Below are 20000 nucleotides of genomic sequence, written 5' to 3'. Positions count from 1 at the left end.
GCACAAGCCGACGCGACACAACAGACAGGGCACAATGGGAGCATGTACCTGCTGCTCGCCGCCCACCCCCGCGGCGCAGCACTCCAGGAACTGACGCAGGCCGGCCAGGCCCAGCCTTCCAACCCCGAACCCCGCACAGTAGCACTCAGCGACCTTGCCGCCGTCGTCAGCGAACTCGAAGCCCGGCGCCCCGGCGGCCAGCCGCCCCGCTGGATCTGGCACCGGACTCAGGACTGGTACCCGGCGCTGCTCGCATCCGGGGTGGAGGTGGAGCGCTGTTATGACGTCACTCTGTGCGGCAACATCCTGGCCTTCTCCCAGTTCAGCGCCCACACTGACTATGCCCGGAACACCGACAGGGTACCGGTGGAGGATCCCGTACTTCCGCCGAAGGCGCTGCTGCCGCCGCGTCCGCCGGCCGACCAGGGCGCACTGTTCGATGACCCCGGTGTGGGGCCGGCACCCGGCTGGACGCTCGAGGAGGTCCGCGCCGAATACGCGGCCCAACAAACGGCGCTGGCTGATGTGGGGACGGAGGAAAACCGCCGGAACCGCCTCCAGTTGCTGCTCGCGGCGGAATCCGCAGCCGCCATCGTGGCCGCCGAGATGCAGCATGTTGGCGTCCCATGGCGCGAGGACCTGCACGAACAGATCCTGGCCGGCCATCTGGGTCCCCGCCCGCCCGCCGGCCAGCGCCCGCACAAACTGGAGGCGTTGGCCGCGGACCTGCGTACCCTGCTCAACTCACCCGGGCTGAACCCGGACTCGCCGCAGGACCTGATGCGCGCCCTGCACCGGAACGGGATCGAGGTGAAGAGCACGCGCAAATGGGAGCTACGTGAGTCCACCCACCCGGCCATCGAACCGCTGCTGGAGTACAAGAAGCTGTCCCGCCTTCACACCGCGAACGGCTGGTCCTGGCTGGACGCCTGGGTGGACGGCGGCCGGTTCCGTCCCGAATACGTGGTGGGGGGCGTGGTGTCCGGGCGCTGGGCGTCCCGTGGCGGTGGGGCGCTGCAGATACCGCGCCAGGTCCGCGGCGCGGTGCACGCCGACCCGGGCCACAAGCTCATCGTTGCCGACGCCTCGCAGCTGGAGCCGCGCGTTTTGGTGGCCCTCGCGCAGGACTCTTCGATGGCTGAGGCTGCGCGGGACCAGGACCTTTATGCCGGCATCGCCGCAAAGGGGTTTGGCGGGGACCGGGCCAAAGCAAAGATGGCCCTGCTGGGCGCCATGTACGGGGCCACCTCCGGCGAGGCAGGCCGCCTGATGCCGCAGCTGGCGCGCACCTATCCGCGTGCCGTCGACTTTGTGGAGCGGGCCGCGCGGGCGGGCGAAGCCGGCGGGACGGTGACCACCAGGCTGGGCCGCAGCAGCCCCCCGCCGTCCGGGCACTGGTTCCTGAGCCAGCGCTCGGCCACTGCGGAGGAGCAGCGGCGGGCAGAGTCGATCGCCCGGTCCCGTGGGCGCTTCACCCGGAACTTCGTGGTCCAGGGCTCGGCAGCGGACTGGGCGGCGTGCTGGCTTGCAGAATTACGACGGCGGCTGCGCGCCCTGCGGACGGCAGGCACCGGCGGGAGCGGCGGGGGTGTGCACGCCGAGCTCGCCTTTTTCCTCCATGACGAAGTGATGGTGCATGCGCCGTCCGAGGGTGTTGATGCCTGCATCGCAGCGATCGAGGAATCAGCCAAGGCCGCGAAGGAGCTGTTGTTCGGCACGATACCTGTCGAGTTCCCGGTCAGCCTGGCCGTCGTCGACACCTACGACCTCGCCAAGTAGCAGGCGTGCACGGCACCATTGTTGGCCTTCAGTGCCTGCCTCTGAGACGCGAAGTAATCTACCCGGCGGTAGCTATGCGTGCCCGGTGACGGACGTTACAGTCGAAGCGAAGACCGAAGCAGACCGGTCCACACGCTGATGCAACGACGCATACCAGGGAGGTCCCCGTCCATGGCGGGAAGATTTGAAATACACCGTGCGGGCAACGATTCGTACCGGTTGCGGCTCACCGACGCCGAGGGCAATGTCATTGCGGTTTCGCCAACATTCAAGTCCCTGAGCCTGCTCCGCGACGGGATCAAGGCCATGCGTGAGAATGCCGCCACCGGGATCGTGGTGGATTTGCGCCAGCAGCAGGCCTGAAAACTAAACCCCCATGGGGTGCAGCCTGTTCCGGTCCCAGGGAACGGACCAGCCGAGCTGGTCGAAGAGGCCGCTCAGCACAATGCCGGTAAATCCCCACACCACCACCCCGTTGACCGTGAAGGCGGGGCTGTCGAACGTCCGCCCTGCCCGGTGGACGGTGGCCATCACCCTGTTGTCCGGGTCCAGGAGGTCCCGGACCGGGACGCGGAAAACCTGGGCGGATTCGGCATAGTCCACCACCCGGACCGGCGACGGCGAATGCCACCAGCCCAGAACGGGCGTCACCAGGAAATTGCTGTGCGCCAGGCCCAGCTCCTGGAGCGTGCCCAGGACTTCCACGCCTTCTGAGTCCAGTCCGGTTTCCTCCTCGGCTTCCCGGAGCGCAGCCGCCACGGCGGTCTCGCCCCGGTCGATGCCGCCGCCGGGGAACGCCACCTGCCCGGGATGGGACCCCAGTGTGTGGGCGCGCTCCAGGAGCAGGACGTCGAGGTCCGCCGGCGCCAGCGGCTTGCCGGACGCTGCCGGAATGTCATCGAGCACGCCGAAGAGCATCAGGACGGCGGCCCTGCGGGCACGTGCGGCATCCACGGTCAGCGCCGCCCAGCGCGGATCAGGCGGACCGGCCGTTCCGGATGCTGCCCGCCGGATAAGCCCGGCCAGGTCTTCGCGTGCGCTCACGGCGTCCTCGCCTGGGAAGCCATCCGGATCTCCGCGGCACGGTGCTGCTCCGACAGGTACTGCTCCAGCAGTGCCTCGCTGCCGGGGGCAAGTTCATATTTGAGGAGTGTGGCTGCCCTGACGGGGTCGGTCTCCCCCATCCCGTAACTGGGGCACCAGTTGGCCACGGGACAGGCACCGCAGGCGGGCTTCCGGGCGTGGCAGACCCGGCGGCCGTGGAAGATCACCCGGTGGGACAGCATGGTCCAGTCCCTCCGCTCGAACAGCTCCGCCACGTCCTGTTCGATCTGCACGGGGTCCTCGGACTGGGTCCACCCAAACCGCTTGGCCAGCCGGGCGAAGTGCGTGTCCACGGAAATACCCGGGATGCCGAAGGCGTTGGCCAGCACCACGTTGGCCGTCTTGCGTCCCACGCCGGGCAACGTGACCAGTTCTTCCATCCGCCCCGGCACCTCGCCATCAAAGTCATCCACCAGGCGGGTGCACAACGCAAGGACGTTCCTCGATTTGGCCCGGAAGAATCCCGTGGGTTTGAGGATGGTTTCGAGCTCCCCGGGGTCCGCCTCGGCCAGGGACCGGGCATTGGGATAACGCGCGAACAGCACCTTGGTGACCTGGTTGACCGTGACGTCGGTGGTCTGGGCGGAGAGGACGGTGGCCACGAGCAGTTCGAACGGATTGCGGAAGTCCAGTTCCGCATGGGCATAGGGATACTTTTCGGCCAGGGCCCTGTGGATGCGCCGTGCGCGCCGCTTCAGCGCAAGGACGGATTCGGACGAGACCACCGGCATCCCGGCGGCCTGGCCAGCCTTGCTGCGGGGCCCCGCCACCGGCGTCAGCCGCGCTCGATGTTGCTGAGGTCGCGCAGGACGCCCAGCCGTCCGTCCGTGTGTTGGACCAGGAATTCGTGACCGCGGTCCTCGAGTGCCAGCACCCAGCCGCCGGGTTCGATCACGAAGGCAGGCGCACCGGTGCGGGGGTCGAAGGCGGTGCGGTGCTGGGCGACGGCGAACCAGAAGGCCTCATGGACCGGCTGCCCCTCAGTCTCGTCGTGACGGCTGGACGGGTCCACCGTTGCCCCGATGGGTTGCTCGGAACGGACCTGCTGGTGCACGGCGGTGGCGGCGGGCGGCTCCCACGCCGCCTGCGGAGCGCTGGCTGCAGGGGTATCCCCGTGCTGGGTCTTCTCCGCCGCCGGGGTGGCGTCAGGGCGTACGACGTCGGCCGCCTGGGTGGCGTCGGGGCGTACGACGTCGGCCGCCTGGGTGGCGTCGTGGCGTACGACGTCGGCCGCCTGGGTGGGAGGGCCGGCGTCCACATGGGGGGCATTGGGGGCCCGGTCGGAGACTTCGGGGGCGGTTGATACGGGCGCGGACGCGGCAGGGCCCGCAGCAGTGGCACCTCCGGCGCCGGCATTGGCCACGGGGACGGCAGCAGTTGCTGGAACGTGGGCGGAGCGTGCCGGCTCCGGGTTGGGGCCGGAGGACCCGGGCTGGACCGCGGAGGAGCCTGCACCCGCGCCGCCGAACACGCCGGCGCCCTTGACGCCGCCCTTGGACTGGGTGGAGCCGGACTCAGTGGAGCCTGATTCAGGCTTGGGCGCTTTGGGTGCGCGCGGCTTCCGCGCCGGGACCGCGGCTTCGCGTGCCACGATGTGTGCCGGCGACTCGGGCCGGTCCTTGAAGTCGCCGGACAGGTACGGCAGGAACCGGCCCAGCACGGTGGCGGCGAAGAGGACCAGCGAGCCGATCAGGCCCACCAGCAGGCTGGTCACGTACCCGCCGGCAACCGACAGGAAGAAGAAGGCAACGGCGAAGGAGGCCACCACGGAGGCGAACTGGTCGATCGAGAGCGAACCCACGCGGATTCTGGTGGCAGGTGCCAGGCGGCGTGCGGCGAAGAGGGCACTGGCGATCAGCGGCAGGATGATGCCCAGTCCCAGGAAGAACAGGTTGTTCAGGTTCCACAGGTTGTACCGGGCGCCGAAGAGGGGCAGCAGGGACGCAACAAACAGGATCAGGGTTCCGGCGAAGACGGCCAGGTCGCGCACGGTGAACGGACCCAGCACGGCCTGGTTGGCGTTGGGGTCGATCTTGCCGGAGGCCGCCTTCTGCCCCGCAGCCTGCTCCTTGGCGGATTTTCCGGCGGATGCCGGGTGCCCCGATCCTCCGATGGCGGATCCGGAGCCTCCGGGCCCCGCCTCGGTGTCCGGGCCCGTTCGCTGGCCGAAGCTCTGCTGGTTCATTCTGCTCTCCTTAGCGTGGCGGCACCGGGCCCGCTCCGGGCCCGAAAACTGTGCCGTCTTGACATGCGGTACGGGTCCGGCGAAGCACTGTTTGAGCCCGGCCGGAGCAGTCCGAAGTGAAGTCACAATTCCATCTCAGCCTAGTCAACAGGCAGGCTGATCACTAGCTGGCCCAGGCCTCCCCGGGTGCCCGGCGGGTCATGAAGGCACCATTCACCGCTTAAAAAATGCCGCTCGCGGGCGCATCTGTGACGGGGCGCACAGAGGATGCGGGGCAAGCATTAGGCTTGTTTTCGGAACAGCTCTTTGCGGTATGTCCGTCCCGGCTGGAGCCCAGTGCCGTGCGAACGGTGGGGCCATGCGGTGGCGGCGTCCCGCGCGGCAAAGATCGATGAATGATGAGGTTCACATGTCCCAGGACACTCCCAGCTCCACGGCCACCGTTCCGTCCGCTTCCGCCCAGCCGGCAGGCCAGCATGGCCACCAGGGCGATGCCTTCGAAAACCTGCTCAATGAGACCCGGGCTTTCCCGCCCACCCCTGAATTCGCAGCGAACGCCGTTGTCACCGCATCGGAGTATGACGAGGCGGATGCTGACCGCCCTGCGTTCTGGGCAAAGAAAGCGCGGGAACTGCTGACGTGGGACAAGGACTTCACGCAGGCGTTGGACTGGTCTGATGCGCCGTTCGCCAAGTGGTTCGTGGGCGGTGAACTCAACGCCGCCTACAACGCCCTGGACCGGCACGTCGAGGCCGGCAACGGGGACCGGGTGGCCATCTACTTCGAAGGTGAACCCGGTGACACCCGGACCTACACGTACGCGCAGTTGACCGACGAAGTGAAAAAGGCGGCCAACGCCTTCGAGTCCCTGGGCGTGGTCAAAGGTGACCGGGTGGCCGTGTACCTGCCCATGATCCCGGAAGCCGTCATCACCCTGCTGGCCTGCGCACGCATCGGGGCCGTCCACTCCGTCGTGTTCGGCGGCTTCTCCGCAGAAGCGCTCCGTTCGCGGATCGACGACGCCGAAGCCAAGCTCGTGGTCACCGCCGACGGCACGTACCGCCGCGGCAAGCCGAGCCCGCTGAAGGCAGCCGTGGACGACGCCCTGGCCCACCAAGGAGACGGTGACGGCCACACCGTGCAGAACGTAGTGGTGGTCAAGCGCAACGGCCAGGACGTGGACTGGCACGACGGCCGGGACCACTGGTGGGCAGACACCGTGGATACGGCATCAACGGACCACACCGCAGTGGGCCACGATTCCGAGCACCCGCTCTACATCCTCTATACCTCCGGCACCACCGGGAAGCCCAAGGGCATCCTGCACACCACCGGCGGCTACCTTACCCAGACCGCCTACACCCACAGGGCAGTCTTTGACCTGCATCCGGAAACGGACGTGTACTGGTGCACGGCCGACGTCGGCTGGGTCACCGGACACTCATACGTCGCCTACGCCCCGCTTATCAACGGCGCCACCCAGGTCATGTACGAAGGCACGCCGGATTCCCCCCACCAGGGCCGCTGGTGGGAGATCATCGAGAAGTACAAGGTTTCCATCCTCTACACCGCCCCCACCGCGATCCGGACGTTCATGAAATGGGGCAGGGAGATCCCGGACAAGTACGATCTGTCCTCCCTCCGGGTCCTTGGCTCCGTGGGCGAATCCATCAACCCTGAGGCCTGGATGTGGTACCGGAAGGTCATCGGCGGGGACAAGGCCCCCATCGTGGACACCTGGTGGCAGACCGAAACGGGCGCGCAGATGATCGCCCCGCTTCCCGGCGTCACGGCCACCAAACCCGGTTCGGCCCAGGTGCCGCTGCCCGGCATCGCCGTGGACGTGGTGGACGAAATGGGCGAGTCCGTGCCGAACGGCCACGGCGGCTTCCTGGTCATCCGGGAGCCGTGGCCCGCTATGCTGCGCGGCATTTGGGGCGACCCCCAACGGTTCAAGGACACCTACTGGTCCCGCTTCGAAAACATGTACTTCGCCGGGGACGGAGCCAAGAAGGACGAGGACGGGGACATTTGGCTGCTGGGCCGGGTGGACGACGTCATGAACGTCTCCGGGCACCGGCTCTCGACCACGGAGATCGAATCCGCCCTGGTGAGCCACCCTGCCGTCGCGGAGGCCGCCGTCGTGGGCGCCACGGACGAAACCACCGGCCAGGCCGTCGTCGCGTTCGTCATCCTCCGCGGCGATGCCGTGAACAACGGCGATGCCACCGTCCAGGAACTGCGCAACCACGTGGGCAAGGAGATCGGGCCCATCGCCAAGCCCAAGAACATCCTGGTGGTGCCTGAACTGCCCAAGACCCGGTCCGGCAAAATCATGCGCCGCCTCCTCAAGGACGTCGCCGAAGGCCGCGACCCGGGCGACGCCACCACACTGTCCGACCCCACGATCATGCAGCAGATCGCACAGTCGCTCAGAAAGTAACACTGGCTTAGTATCGGCCGGTACGCTGCAGAATGGCCCTGTTTACCCTGTCATTCAGGGGAAACGGGGCCATTCCCCGTTTTGCGACGATTCAAAAAAATCAGCACTCAAAATGTTATTTCCCGTTCTTCCATGTTCTGTTTTGCGAGGTTATAGTCGGAGCAATGTGAGGTGCCTCACATGTGGCTGTTTTTCAAGGGAGAGAACATGGCTTCACAGTTTGATGCGTCTGCAACTGCTTTTCCGAGCAGGCGGAGCATCCTCAAGACAGTCGGCGTAGGCGCGGCAGGCCTCGTTGGCATCCCGTTCCTCGCGGCCTGCACGGGCGGAAGCGGCCCGTCCGCCACGGGCTCCGGATCCGACAGCCTCACCTTCGGTTCCGGGTCCTCCGATGACGTCCCCAAACGGGCGTACCAGGCGGTCACCGACGCCTTCACGGCCAAGACCGGCAAGAAAGTCACCACGAACGTGGTGCCCCACAACGATTTCCAGAACAAGATCAACTCCTACCTGCAGGGCTCCCCGGACGATACCTTCACCTGGTTCGCCGGATACCGCATGCAGTACTACGCGGGCAAGGGACTCCTTGCGCCCATCGACGACGTCTGGCAAACCATCGGCGGCAACTACTCCGATGCGCTGAAGAAAGCGTCCACTGGACCGGACGGCAAGATGTACTTCGTCCCCAACTACAACTACCCGTGGGGTTTCTTCTACCGGAAGAGCCTCTGGGCCGAGAAGGGGTACCAGGTACCGGAGACCTTTGACGCGCTCAAGGCCCTCGCCACGAAGATGAAGGCGGATGGCCTCATTCCCATCGGCTTTGCCGACAAGGACGGCTGGCCGGCCATGGGCACCTTCGACTACATCAACATGCGGCTCAACGGCTACCAATTCCATGTGGACCTGTGCGCCCACAAGGAATCCTGGGACCAGCCAAAAGTTAACGCGGTCTTTGACACCTGGTCCGCGCTCCTTCCCTTCCAGGATCCGGGGGCCCTCGGCCAGACCTGGCAGGACGGGGCCAAGGCACTGGAAGCCAAGAAGACCGGTATGTACCTGCTCGGTTCGTTCGTCACCCAGCAGTTCACCGACCCGGCGGTGCTCGCGGACATCGATTTCTTCGCCTTTCCGGAGATCGCCATGGAAGGCCGCGACGCCGTCGAAGCCCCCATCGACGGCCTCCTGCTGTCCAAGAAGGGCGGGGACAACAAGACGGCACGCGACTTCCTGGCGTTCCTGGGGACTGCGGAAGCCCAGAACACCTATGCGGCCGTGGACTCGTCCAACATCGCCACCGCCAAAGGCACGGACACCTCCAAGTTCACCCCGCTGAACAAGAAGTGTGCAGATACCATCGCGAACGCGAAGTACATCAGCCAGTTCTTCGACCGCGACGCCCTGCCGGCCATGGCCAACAACGTGATGATTCCGGCCCTCCAGAGCTTCATCAAGGACGGCAAGATGGACATCAAGAACCTTGAGGCCCAGGCCAAGACACTCTACGCCGCGCAATAAGTTCCAGGACGGCACGTCCGGCCCTGCCGGCACCGCTTTGAGCGGCACCCAGCCAGGAACCGGAACGACGACGGCGGCACAGGCTTCCGCCGTCGTCGTCCCCTTTCTGCGTCCCACCACGAGAGGGAAGACTTCCATGAGCAGCACCGCACAAGAACTGATCCCGCCCGAAGCGCGGGACCCCGGCGGCGGCCGTATCCGCCGGACCAAGGGCGGGCGGGTCCGCCGCCTGGCCGGGCGGGACAAACTGGTCCTGTCGCTGATGGTGGCGATCCCCACCCTGATCGAGCTGGCCCTGGTCTGGCTGCCCACCCTGATGTCCGTGGGGCTCAGCTTCACCCGCTGGAACGGCCTGGACCTGGCCGACATCCGCCCGGCCGGCACCGGAAACTACCAATACATCTCGCAGGACTATCCGCCCTTCTGGCCGGCGGTGCAGCACAACCTGCTGTGGCTCCTCTTCCTGGCCCTGATTGCCACACCGCTGGGACTGCTGCTCGCCGTACTCCTGGACCAGAACATCCGCGGCAGCAAGATCTACCAGAGCATCTTCTTCGCCCCCGTGATGCTCTCACTGGCCCTGATCGGCATCATCTGGCAGCTCTTCTACCAGCGTGACAACGGGCTCCTGAACTTCCTCCTGGGAACCGCGGGGACGCCCCGGGCCGTTGACTGGTTCGGGGACTCTTCCGTGAACATCTGGGCAGCCATGATCGCAGCGACGTGGCGGCATGCGGGTTATGTCATGCTCCTCTACCTGGCCGGGCTGAAGGGCGTGGATCCCAGCCTGAAGGAGGCTGCAGCAATCGACGGCGCCAACGCCGTGCAGACCTTCTTCCGGGTGGTGTTCCCGGCCATGCGTCCCATCAACATCGTCATCGTGGTGATCACCATCATCGAATCACTGCGCGCGTTTGACGTCGTGTACGTCATCAACCGCGGCACCAACGGCCTGGAAATGCTCAGCGCCCTGGTGATCCAAAACCTCGTGGGCGAAGGCCAGGTAATCGGCGTCGGCTCTGCCCTGGCCGTTGTGCTGCTGGTCATTTCCCTGGTCCCCATCGTCTTCTACCTCAGCCGCACCTTCGGCAAGGAGAACAGAGCATGAGCACCACCACAGCCCGGTCCGGCCGCACCTCTGCCGCAGCGGCGCCCCGCTCGGGCAGCAGGCCCAAACGGCACTACGGCACCCATATCTTCCTGGCCGTCATGGCCGTCATGTGGCTGATCCCGCTGGGCTGGTCGCTTTTCACGGCGCTCCGCCCGGTGGCCTCCACCAACAAGTTCGGCTACTTCAGCGTGGCGGGGGAATTCAACTTAGACAACTTCGCCCAGGCCTGGACCCAGGGCGGGTTTGCCACGTACTTCTGGAACTCGGTCATCATCACCGTGCCGGCTGTGCTGCTGACCCTGTTCCTGGCCTCCCTCATGGCCTTCGCGGTCAGCCGGGTGAACTGGAAATTCAACATCACCCTGCTCATCATGTTCACCGCGGGAAACCTTCTTCCCCCGCAGGTCCTTGCCGCCCCGCTGTTCGAAATGGCGAAGCACTTCGAAGTGCCGTACTCGTTCAGTGATTCCGGGAACATGCTGAACACCTACATCATCGTGATCGCGGTCAATACCGCTTTCCAGATGGGGTTCTGTACCTTCGTGCTGTCCAACTACATGAAGGCGCTCTCCGCCGACCTGACCGAAGCCGCCCTGGTGGACGGCGCCGGCATCTGGCGGCAGTACCGGGAAATCATCATGCCCCTTTGCCGGCCGGCGTTTGCGGCCCTCGGCACGCTCCAGGTCATCTTCATCTACAACGACTACTTCTGGCCCCTGATCTTCATCCAGAGCGGCAACCGCCTTCCCATCACCACCGCCATCAACAACCTGCAGGGCGAGTTCCTGAGCAACTACAACCTCCTTGCTGCGGGCGCCGTGATCACCGTCATTCCCACACTGGTGATCTACCTTCTCCTGCAGCGGCAGTTTGTTGCGGGCCTGACTCTGGGTTCCAGCAAGGGGTAGACCATCATGGAACGTGACGGGGAGGCAGCTTCCCCGCCAACAGTACGAAAGGAACTCCATGCTCCCCGCAGCACGCCACCAGGCAATCGTGGACGCCGTCCAGCGCGAACGGGTTGTCCGTGTCTCGGACCTCGCCCACCAACTGGGCGTTTCGCTGATGACCGTCCGCAGGGACATCGAACTGCTGGAGGAAGGCGGCAAGCTGGAGCGCATCCACGGCGGGGCAAAGCTCCCCGGCGACGCCAGCACCCACGAACCGGGTTTTGAACTGAAATCCACGCAGCTGACCGCGGAGAAACGCGCCATCGCACTTGAAGCGGCGGCGCTGGTCCAGCAAGGAATGGCAGTGGGACTCAGCGCCGGGACCACAACGTGGGCACTGGCCAAAGAACTGGTCAACGGCCCGCAAATCACGGTGGTCACCAACTCGGTGCGCATTGCCGACTTGTTCCACCATGCCGCGGCAACAGGTTCCGCCCGCTACAGTTCCACGGTGATTCTTATCGGGGGTCAACGCACGCCGTCGGACGCCCTGGTTGGCCCTATCGCCACGGCTGCACTGAAACAGCTGCACCTGGACGTGCTGTTCCTCGGTGTCCACGGCATGGACGCGACCGCCGGTTTCACCACGCCCAACCTCCTCGAAGCCGAAACGAACCGGGCCTTCGTAGCCGCGGCACGGAAAACCGTGGTGCTGGCGGACCACAGCAAGTGGGGCATGCTCGGCATCAGTTCCATTGCCACGCTGGAAGAGGTGGACGAGGTCATCACCGATCCGGGACTGGGGCCAGAAGCCCAGCGCGTCCTGCGGGAAAAGGTGGGCAAGCTTCGGCTCGCCGCCGCCTAGGGACAACCGCAGGATTGCCGGATGTGGAGCTTGGTGGGAAAGATCCGGTGCCGGGGTTTTTCTCCGCGGCCGGCGCCCACCAAGGCCGCCACCGCGGCTTCAGCCATCTCGGCCACCGGTTGTTCCACCGTGGTCAGGGGCGGCCACGAGTACTCTGCTTCGGCGGACCCGTCGAAGGAAGCCACCGCGATCTCACCGGGAACGGCGAAGCCCGCCTCATGCACCGCCCGGAGCAGGCCGATGGCCTGCATATCCGAGGTGGCAAAAATGGCCGTGGGCCGGTTGACCGATGCAAGCAGCCGCTGCCCGGCAAGGTAACCGCCGGACCGGGTGAACTTGCTGTACACGATGGGCCCTTCCGGCAGCCCCGCCTCCTGCAGGGCCTCCCGCCAGCCGAGTTCACGGCCGTCGGTGGTGCCGGAGACGTTGGTGCCCATGGCCAGCCCGATATTGGTGTGGCCATGGCCGATCAGGTGCTCCACCGCGATTTTCGCCCCGGCAGCCAGGTCCACGCCGATGCTGTTGAAGCCCGGCGCATCGCGTTCCTGGTTGAGCAGGACAGAGGGGATGTCGGCGGTTTCCAGGACCTCCAGGTCCGGCCCGAAGAGGACGCTTGCCAGCAGCACGCCGTCCACCTGCCGGGCAGCCAGGTTGCGGACGTTGCGCCGTTCCTTTGCCAGGTTTCCGTCCGAGTTGCTCAGCACTAGGGCGTAACCGAGCTCCGCGGCCGCGTCCTCTACCGCGTGGGCGAACAGGGAGAAGAAGGGGTTGGAGTTGTCCGGAACGATCAGTCCCAGGGTTTCACTGGAACCGAGCTTGAGGGCACGTGCCGCGGCGTTGGGCCGGTATCCGAGTACACGGATCGCATCCTGCACCTTCGCCTCGGTGGCCGGCGCCACTTTCTTGGGGCCGCCGTTCACAACGTAGCTGACGACGGCGGTGCTGACGCCGGCATAGCGCGCCACGTCCTTGCGCGTCACGGGGCCGCCCCGCGGGGGCCGCACTGCCGGGGAAGTCATGGTGTCCATGCTAGCTACAGTTGCCGGGAGCGTCACCGAAGTCACGGATGGGGAGCCGTTCACCGTTCTGCAGGGCGGACTGGTGCGCCACGATCCCAGGCAGGGTAAAGCGGGCAGCAACCCATGCGTTAACAGGCGGCAGGGTGCGGTCATTAACGGCCGTGACAAAGTCGTCCACCAGGAAGTGATGGCTTCCCTCATGGCCGTTGGGCGCGCCGCGGAACTCTTCGGGCAGCCGGCTGCTCTCATGGACAGGCGCCAGTCCTGAGACGAACGCATCGCGCAGGGTCGGGGCCACGTTGGCCAACGAGGGATCGTCCAGCGGAATGCTGGGGCGGGTCTCCACTTGGTCGGAAATGTCGTATACGTCCTGCTTGTCCTGCCACACCGTCACCTTGGCGAGCTGTTCAAGGCTGGCCTCGGTGCCAAAAAAGCGGAAGCGGGATTCCCGGATGTGGGAGGGGTAACCCACCCTGCGCATCTCGTTGGTGCGCATCACGCCGCCGTCGCTCATCTCAAACAGCGCGGTGGCGTTGGAGAAGTCGTTGCCGAACATGCTGACGTCCTTGTCGAAGACGCCATCGTTCCGGTCATCCCGCACTCCCACGCAGCTGACGCTGACGGCGTGCGCCGGGATGGCCCCCAGCACCCCTCCCACCGCGTGGGTGGGGTAGAGCATCGGTGGATAGCTGGCCGTTTCCTTCCAGCGTTCGCCGCCGCTGAAACGGTAGGCGTCATAGAACCCCAGGTCCATGTCATGGACGTAATCGCCTTCGGCGTAGAAGATCCGGCCAAACCTGCCTGCTGCGTGCTCCCGGCGCGCGTAGACCGTGGCGGGGTTGTAGTAGCTTGTCTCCCCCATCATGTAGGTCAACCCGGTGTCCCGGACCGCCTCGATGATCCTGGCAATCTCATCCTCGGTGACCGCCATGGGAACGGCGGAGTAGACGTGCTTGCCGGACCTAAGCGCCCGCTCCACCAGCGGTCCGTGGGTCCACCGCTGGGTGAAAAGTCCCACCGCGTCTATATCCGAGGCCAGCAGCGCGTCGAAGTCCCTGACCGTACCGGCGAGGCCGAACTGCCGCACCGCCGCGTCTGCCCTTTCCGGCAGTTCGTCCACCACGTGGACGGCGCTGACTCCGGGGTGGAGGTTGAACAGGTGGGCGAACTGGGTGCCGAACTGGCCCGCGCCCACGATGCCGATGGAGAACGTCATTGTTTTGCCTTCCGGTTGATGTTTCCCTGAGTGTTTCACTCCGATCTACTCGAGTCAATGTTTAGGAACTGGACTAAATCCTCTTTGGGGAAAGACGTTATTCATCTATTGCCCATAGTGATCTACTCGTGTAGATTGATCCGCAGCTTGTAACTTCCATCACACTTAGGAAAGGGTCGACGATGACCACCCTTACCAGGAAAGCCCTACCAGCCGAGCCCGCGGCCCGCCGGACACCATTGCGCCGGGGGCAAAGCGACGTGAAGATCGCCATGTTCTTCATTGCGCCGGCCATGATCGGATTCGTCCTCTTCTATCTGGTCCCCACCGTCCGCGGCATCTACCTCAGCTTCACCGAGTACAACATCCTCGGCGACCCTGAATGGATCGGACTGGAGAACTACCAGGCTCTCGCCAAGGACCCCCTGTTCTGGAACTCCCTGGCCGTCACCGGACAATACGTACTGATCAACATCGCCCTGCAAACAGCCCTGGCCCTGGGCCTGGCCCTTCTGATGCACCAGGTGGCCAAATCCACGCTGATCCGCGGCGCGCTGCTCCTCCCCTACCTGATGTCCAACGTCATTGCCGCGCTGCTGTGGTTCTGGATGCTGGACTACCAGATCGGCGTGGTGAACCAGTTCATCGATTGGGCGGGACTACCCCGCACCGCGTTCTTCGGAAGCGAGGCGTGGGCCATCCCCACCCAGGCCCTGATCAACACCTGGCGCCACATGGGCTACACGGCGCTGCTGATCTTCGCCGGCCTGCAGGCCATTCCGGGACATGTCTACGAAGTAGCAAGGCTGGACGGCGCCTCCCCATGGCAAACCTTCAGCAAAATCACCATCCCGCTGCTGCGGCCGGTCCTGGTGCTGGTCCTGGTGGTCACCGTAATCGGCTCCTTCCAGGTCTTCGACACCGTAGCCGTCACCACCCAGGGCGGTCCGGTCAACGCCACGCGGGTCATCCAGTACTACATCTACCAGCGTGCCTTCACGGAATCCGACTTCGGATACGGATCCGCCATCGCCGTCATTCTCTTCCTCATCCTCGCCCTCGTGGCCTTCATCCAGATGAAGTTCCTCAAGGGCAACGAGTCGGACCTGGACTAAGGAGTCCCGCATGACCACCACCAGCCGCGTCCCGCTGGCCAAGCCAGCCAGCCGCCGTCGTCCATTCAATCCCCGGCGCGCCGGGGCCTGGGCCCTCCTGGTCCTCGCCATCGCCGTCTCGGTGCTGCCCTTCCTCTGGGTGCTGCGCACGGCCCTGTCCACCAACTCGTCCCTGGCATCCCAGTCGGCCAGCCTGCTGCCGGCGGACTTCACCTTCGGCGCATTCCTGCGGGTGTTCGGGCTGCAGTCCCCCGCCCAAGCCGTCGCCGAAGGCGGCTCGGGGGCAGCCATCGACTTCTGGCTCTACCTGCGCAACTCGGTCATCTTCTCCTCGATCACCACCGCCGGCGCCGTTTTCTTCAGCGCCATGGCCGCCTATGCCTTCGCACGGCTCCGCTGGAAGGGCCGCAACGCGGTCTTCAGCCTGTTCCTGGGTACCATGCTGGTTCCGCCGATCTTTACGGCGCTGCCCAACTTCCTGCTGATCAAGAACCTGGACCTCCTGAACACCATGCCCGGCATGGTCCTGCCCTACGTCTTCATGACGCCGTTCGCCATCTTCTTCCTCCGCCAGTTCTTCCTGAACATGTCACGGGAGGTGGAGGAAGCAGCAATGCTCGACGGCGCCAAGCACCTCCGGATCTTCTTCCAGATCGTGCTGCCCAACGCCGCCGCCCCCATCGCCACTTTGGCGTTGCTCACCTTTATCGGTCAATGGAATGAATACTTCTGGCCGCTGCTGGTGGGGTCCCAGGATGACGTCCGCGTCCTCCAGGTGGGGCTTGGCGTCTTCAAGTCCCAGTCGCCGCAGGGCGCACCGGACTGGTCCGGCCTCATGGCAGCGACGCTCGTTTCCGCGCTTCCCGTCCTGATCCTCTTCGCTGCGTTCGGCAAGAAGATCGTCAACTCCATCGGCTTCTCCGGCATCAAGTAACCCTTCCGCACCACCCGGCAATTCCCCACCTCCCTACCCCGGCGCGCCATGGCGGCCCGCCGGAAGTACGTTCCCGAAAGGACCCGTCATGAAGAAGAAAGCAATCGGCACCCTCGCTGCTGCCGCTGCCGCCGTCCTGGCCCTCTCCGCCTGCGGAGGCGGCGGGGGATCCGCAGAATCCGCCAAGGGCGAGATCAGCTACTGGCTGTGGGACGCCAACCAGCTCCCCGCCTACCAGCAGTGCGCGGATGACTTCCACAAGGCAAACCCGGACATCACCGTCAAGATCACCCAGCGCGGCTGGGACGACTACTGGAGCACGCTGACCAACGGTTTTGTCGGCGGCACCGCCCCGGACGTCTTCACCGACCACCTGGGCCGGTACGGCGAACTGGCCAAGAACAAGCAACTGCTGGCCATCGACGACGCCGTCAAGAAGGACAACATCGATGTGGGCGCCTACAACGAGGGCCTCGCCGACCTCTGGGTAGGCCAGGACGGCAAGCGCTACGGCCTGCCGAAGGACTGGGACACCATCGGGCTGTTCTACAACAAGGCGATGGCTGCTTCCGCCGGCATTACCGAGGACCAGATGAAGAACCTCACCTGGAACCCGAAGGACGGCGGCACCTACGAGAAGGTCATTGCGCACCTCACCGTGGACAAGAACGGCAAGCGTGGTGACGAGGCGGGCTTCGACAAGAACAACGTGGACGTCTACGGGCTCGGCCTCAACGGTGGCGGCGACTCCTCGGGGCAGACCGAGTGGAGCTACCTCACCAACACCACCGGATGGTCGCACACGGACAAGAACCCGTGGGGAACCCACTACAACTTCGATGACCCCAAGTTCCAGGCCTCCATGGATTGGTTCGCCGGCCTCGCGGACAAGGGCTACATGCCCAGGCTGGAAACGACGGTCGGCGCCAGCATGGCGGACACCTTCGCGGCCGGAAAGTCTGCCATCAACGCACACGGTTCGTGGATGATCGGCCAGTACACCGGCTACAAGGGCATCGACCTTGGCATCGCTCCGACTCCTGTGGGCCCGGAGGGCAAGCGGGCGTCGATGTTCAACGGCCTGGCGGACTCCATCTGGGCCGGCACCAAGAAGAAGGACGCGTCCATCAAGTGGGTGGAGTACCTTGCGTCCGCCGACTGCCAGGACGTGGTTGCATCCAAGGCTGTGGTGTTCCCGGCGCTGAAGACTTCCTCCGACAAGGCTGCCGAGGCGTTCAAGGCCAAGGGCGTGGACGTGACCGCTTTCACCGAGCACGTCAAGAACAAGACCACGTTCCTGTACCCCATCACTGACAACACGGCCAAGGTCAAGGGCATCCTGAAGCCGGCCATGGACGCCGTGGTGTCCGGCAAGGCCCCCGCCAGCTCCCTGACGCAGGCGAACGAGCAGGTCAACGCCCTGTTCAAGTAGGCGCCTGCCCCAGGCCGTGGCTGCGTATGTGGTCGCAGCCACAGAACGGATGCCGCCGCCCCCTCCTCGCGGCGGCGGCATCCGGCTATCCTCAGCTAATTGAGGGAATTGCCCCTGGCCCCAGGTGCATCCCCCACACAACGAAAGAGACCTCCTTATGGAACCCCTCCACCTCCGTTCCGCCGGCACCAGCCTGGTGATCAGCTTCGACAGCGGGGAGGCCGAGGTCATCCACTGGGGCGCGGACCTGGGCACTGCCCTGCCCGATCCCGCAATCCTCGCGGCCCCGGTCCCGCACTCCGCCATCGACGCCCGCGTCCCCGCGGGACTCCTCCCCCAGGCTTCCTCCTCATGGCGCGGGCGCCCCGCGCTGCGCGGCTCCCGCAGCTCCGAAGATGCTGCCGGCCTCGACTTCTCCTCCCGCCTCCGCCTCTCGTCCGTCACCGCCCAGGGAGCCAGCGCCACCATTGTCCAGGCCGACGCGGACACCGGGATCAGCGTCTCGTCCTCGCTCACGCTTCACCACGGCGGCCTGCTGGAACTCCGCCATACCGTCACCAACGAAGGAACCACTCCTTTCCAGGTCGATGAACTGGCCACTGTCCTCCCCGTGGCGCCGGACGCCGTCGAACTTCTCGACCTGACCGGTCGCTGGTGCCGCGAGCGCCACCCCCAGCGCCGCGCCATCCAGCAGGGCACGTGGGTCCGCACCGGCCGGCACGGCCGCACCGGGCACGATTCCTCGCTGCTCTTCGCCGCCGGCACCCGGGGCTTTGGCAACCGCCACGGCAAGGTCTGGGCCACCCACTTGGCCTGGAGCGGGAACCACGAGCAGTTCGCCGACACTATTGGCGACGGCCGCACCATGATCGGCGGCTCGGAGCTCCTGGGCGCCGCCGAGGTCATCCTGGCACCCGGCGGCAGCTACACCACCCCGGCCCTGTTCGCCGCCTACTCGGACCGCGGCCTGGACGGGATCACGGAGGCCTTCTACAGCTGGTTCCGGTCCCGCCCGCATCACGTCCTGCCCACCGCATCCACCGGCCTGCCCGCCGGAAAGCCCCGCCCGGTAGTGCTTAATACGTGGGAGGCCGTGTACTTCGACCACAACCTGGACACACTGATCGAGCTGGCAGAATCCGCCTCCGATCTTGGTGTGGAACGCTTCGTGCTCGACGACGGCTGGTTCCGCGGCCGCCGCGACGACCACGCCGGCCTGGGCGACTGGTACGTGGATGAGACCCTGTGGCCCCAGGGCCTGACCCCGCTGATCGATGCCGTCACCTCCCGCGGCATGGAGTTCGGGCTGTGGGTGGAGCCGGAGATGGTGAACCTGGACTCGGACATTGCCCGCGAACATCCGGACTGGATTGTGGGCCCGTCTGCCGCAGCGCACAAGGACGGCGGCCGGCTGCCCCTGGAATGGCGCAACCAGCACATTATCGACCTGGTGAACCCGGAGGCCTGGCAGTACATCTACGACCGGATCGACGCGCTGCTCGCCGAAAACAACATCAGTTACCTCAAGTGGGACCAGAACCGGGATCTGACGGAGCACGGCCACGCCGGCCGCCCCTCTGTCCACGCGCAGACCCTCGCCGCCTACAGACTGTTCGACGAGCTCCGGAAGGCACACCCCGGCGTCGAAATTGAAAGCTGCTCCTCCGGCGGTGCGCGGGTGGATCTGGGCATCCTGGAACGGACGGACCGGATCTGGGCGTCGGACTGCAATGATGCCCTGGAGCGGCAGACCATCCAGCGCTGGACGGGTGCCGTGGTCCCGCCGGAACTGGTGGGCAGCCACGTTGGCCCCACCACATCGCACACCACTGCCCGCACGCACGATCTGTCATTCCGTGCCATCACCGCCCTCTTTGGGCATTTCGGCATGGAATGGGACATCCGCGGTGTGCAGGGAAAGGAACGGGAGGAGCTGCGGCGCTTCGTGGGGCTGTACAAGGAACATCGGGACCTGATCCACAGCGGGCCGCCGGGTCAACGCCGATGTAATGGATGAAGCGCTCCTGCTGCACGGCGTGGTGGCAGACGCCGCAGACGTAGCGGAAGGCACGACGGCGGCACTGTTCGCCCTGGTCAGCACGCGCACCTCCGCTGCCGAGCAGCCGGGACGGATCGGCCTTCCCGGTCTGGAGGCGGACCGCAGCTACCGGGTGGATGCCGTCTTCCCCACGGAGTCCGACGCCGATTACGGGCACACCTTCACGCAGACACAACCGCCGGCGTGGCTGTCCACCGGCGCAACGGCAAGCGGCAGGTTCCTTGCCGAGGTGGGGCTGCCGATGCCCATCCTCAACCCTGAGCACGCCCTGCTGCTGAACGTCACTGCCCTCTGACCCACCGCCGGTCCTGCCCTGCCTGCCGCACATTC

At 65.8% G+C, this 20000-nt stretch carries 15 protein-coding genes and 1 pseudogene; 11 read left to right on the top strand and 5 right to left on the bottom strand.

What is annotated here, in order from left to right:
- The first annotated feature begins 42 nt into the window (after positions 1-42).
- Together QFZ57_RS08445 and QFZ57_RS08440 are read left to right on the top strand one after the other, a co-directional pair.
- Positions 43-1779, top strand: coding sequence for a bifunctional 3'-5' exonuclease/DNA polymerase (locus tag QFZ57_RS08445; RefSeq protein ID WP_306901556.1), 1737 nt, complete (start codon positions 43-45; stop codon positions 1777-1779).
- A gap of 171 nt (positions 1780-1950) precedes the next feature.
- A complete protein-coding gene (locus QFZ57_RS08440) occupies positions 1951-2142 on the top strand; it encodes a YegP family protein (protein WP_306629988.1) in 192 nt (63 codons plus the stop codon).
- A 3-nt stretch (positions 2143-2145) separates the two neighbouring features.
- Here QFZ57_RS08440 and QFZ57_RS08435 read toward each other — a convergent pair whose 3' ends face one another.
- The 3 genes from QFZ57_RS08435 to QFZ57_RS08425 are packed head-to-tail and all read right to left on the bottom strand — an operon-like array spanning position 2146 to position 5068.
- Positions 2146-2823, bottom strand: coding sequence for an NUDIX hydrolase (locus QFZ57_RS08435; RefSeq protein WP_306899468.1), 678 nt, complete (start codon positions 2821-2823; stop codon positions 2146-2148).
- The gene (nth, locus tag QFZ57_RS08430) at positions 2820-3614 is read right to left on the bottom strand and encodes an endonuclease III (protein ID WP_306901555.1); all 795 of its coding nucleotides are present in this window, start codon (positions 3612-3614) and stop codon (positions 2820-2822) included. The genes QFZ57_RS08435 and nth overlap by 4 nt, the downstream gene beginning before the upstream one ends.
- Positions 3615-3658: 44 nt before the next feature.
- Positions 3659-5068 carry a hypothetical protein gene (locus QFZ57_RS08425; RefSeq protein WP_306899466.1) on the bottom strand — a complete coding sequence of 470 codons (1410 nt, stop codon included), beginning with the start codon at positions 5066-5068 and terminating at the stop codon, positions 3659-3661.
- 409 nt (positions 5069-5477) lie between these two features.
- On the opposite strand from QFZ57_RS08425, the gene acs reads away from it, so the two are divergent.
- From acs to QFZ57_RS08400, 5 genes are all read left to right on the top strand, one after another.
- Entirely contained in the window at positions 5478-7511 is a 2034-nt protein-coding gene (acs, locus tag QFZ57_RS08420) for an acetate--CoA ligase (protein ID WP_306899464.1), read from the top strand.
- A 207-nt stretch (positions 7512-7718) separates the two neighbouring features.
- The gene (locus QFZ57_RS08415) at positions 7719-9029 is read left to right on the top strand and encodes an ABC transporter substrate-binding protein (protein ID WP_306899463.1); all 1311 of its coding nucleotides are present in this window, start codon (positions 7719-7721) and stop codon (positions 9027-9029) included.
- A gap of 136 nt (positions 9030-9165) precedes the next feature.
- A complete protein-coding gene (locus QFZ57_RS08410) occupies positions 9166-10137 on the top strand; it encodes a carbohydrate ABC transporter permease (RefSeq protein ID WP_306899461.1) in 972 nt (323 codons plus the stop codon).
- Positions 10134-11048 carry a carbohydrate ABC transporter permease gene (locus QFZ57_RS08405; protein ID WP_306899459.1) on the top strand — a complete coding sequence of 305 codons (915 nt, stop codon included), beginning with the start codon at positions 10134-10136 and terminating at the stop codon, positions 11046-11048. Before QFZ57_RS08410 ends, QFZ57_RS08405 begins: the two co-directional genes overlap by 4 nt.
- 58 nt (positions 11049-11106) lie before the next feature.
- The gene (locus tag QFZ57_RS08400) at positions 11107-11895 is read left to right on the top strand and encodes a DeoR/GlpR family DNA-binding transcription regulator (protein ID WP_306899457.1); all 789 of its coding nucleotides are present in this window, start codon (positions 11107-11109) and stop codon (positions 11893-11895) included.
- On the opposite strand, the gene QFZ57_RS08395 is transcribed toward QFZ57_RS08400, so the two are convergent.
- Together QFZ57_RS08395 and QFZ57_RS08390 are read right to left on the bottom strand one after the other, a co-directional pair.
- Entirely contained in the window at positions 11892-12914 is a 1023-nt protein-coding gene (locus QFZ57_RS08395) for a LacI family DNA-binding transcriptional regulator (RefSeq protein WP_306899456.1), read from the bottom strand. The genes QFZ57_RS08400 and QFZ57_RS08395 overlap by 4 nt on opposite strands.
- 10 nt (positions 12915-12924) lie before the next feature.
- Positions 12925-14130: a Gfo/Idh/MocA family protein gene (locus QFZ57_RS08390; RefSeq protein WP_306899454.1), complete on the bottom strand. Its 1206-nt coding sequence runs from the start codon at positions 14128-14130 to the stop codon at positions 12925-12927.
- A gap of 182 nt (positions 14131-14312) precedes the next feature.
- Between QFZ57_RS08390 and QFZ57_RS08385 the strand changes: the two genes are divergently transcribed.
- The 4 genes and pseudogenes from QFZ57_RS08385 to QFZ57_RS08370 all read left to right on the top strand — a co-directional run bounded on the left by QFZ57_RS08385 (position 14313) and on the right by QFZ57_RS08370 (position 19965).
- Positions 14313-15245, top strand: a complete 933-nt coding sequence (locus tag QFZ57_RS08385) for a carbohydrate ABC transporter permease (protein WP_306899452.1) — start codon at positions 14313-14315, stop codon at positions 15243-15245.
- A 10-nt stretch (positions 15246-15255) separates the two neighbouring features.
- Positions 15256-16179 carry a carbohydrate ABC transporter permease gene (locus tag QFZ57_RS08380; protein WP_306899450.1) on the top strand — a complete coding sequence of 308 codons (924 nt, stop codon included), beginning with the start codon at positions 15256-15258 and terminating at the stop codon, positions 16177-16179.
- Positions 16180-16267: 88 nt separating this feature from the next.
- Positions 16268-17611, top strand: coding sequence for an ABC transporter substrate-binding protein (locus QFZ57_RS08375; RefSeq protein ID WP_306899449.1), 1344 nt, complete (start codon positions 16268-16270; stop codon positions 17609-17611).
- A gap of 157 nt (positions 17612-17768) precedes the next feature.
- Positions 17769-19965 (top strand): annotated as a pseudogene (locus tag QFZ57_RS08370) (alpha-galactosidase).
- The last annotated feature ends 35 nt before the right edge of the window (positions 19966-20000 follow it).

This window comes from Arthrobacter sp. B1I2 (assembly GCF_030816485.1).
Classification (GTDB): domain Bacteria; phylum Actinomycetota; class Actinomycetes; order Actinomycetales; family Micrococcaceae; genus Arthrobacter.
The sequence above is the reverse complement of the archived record's forward strand: the minus strand, read 5'-3'. Positions and strand labels throughout refer to the sequence as shown.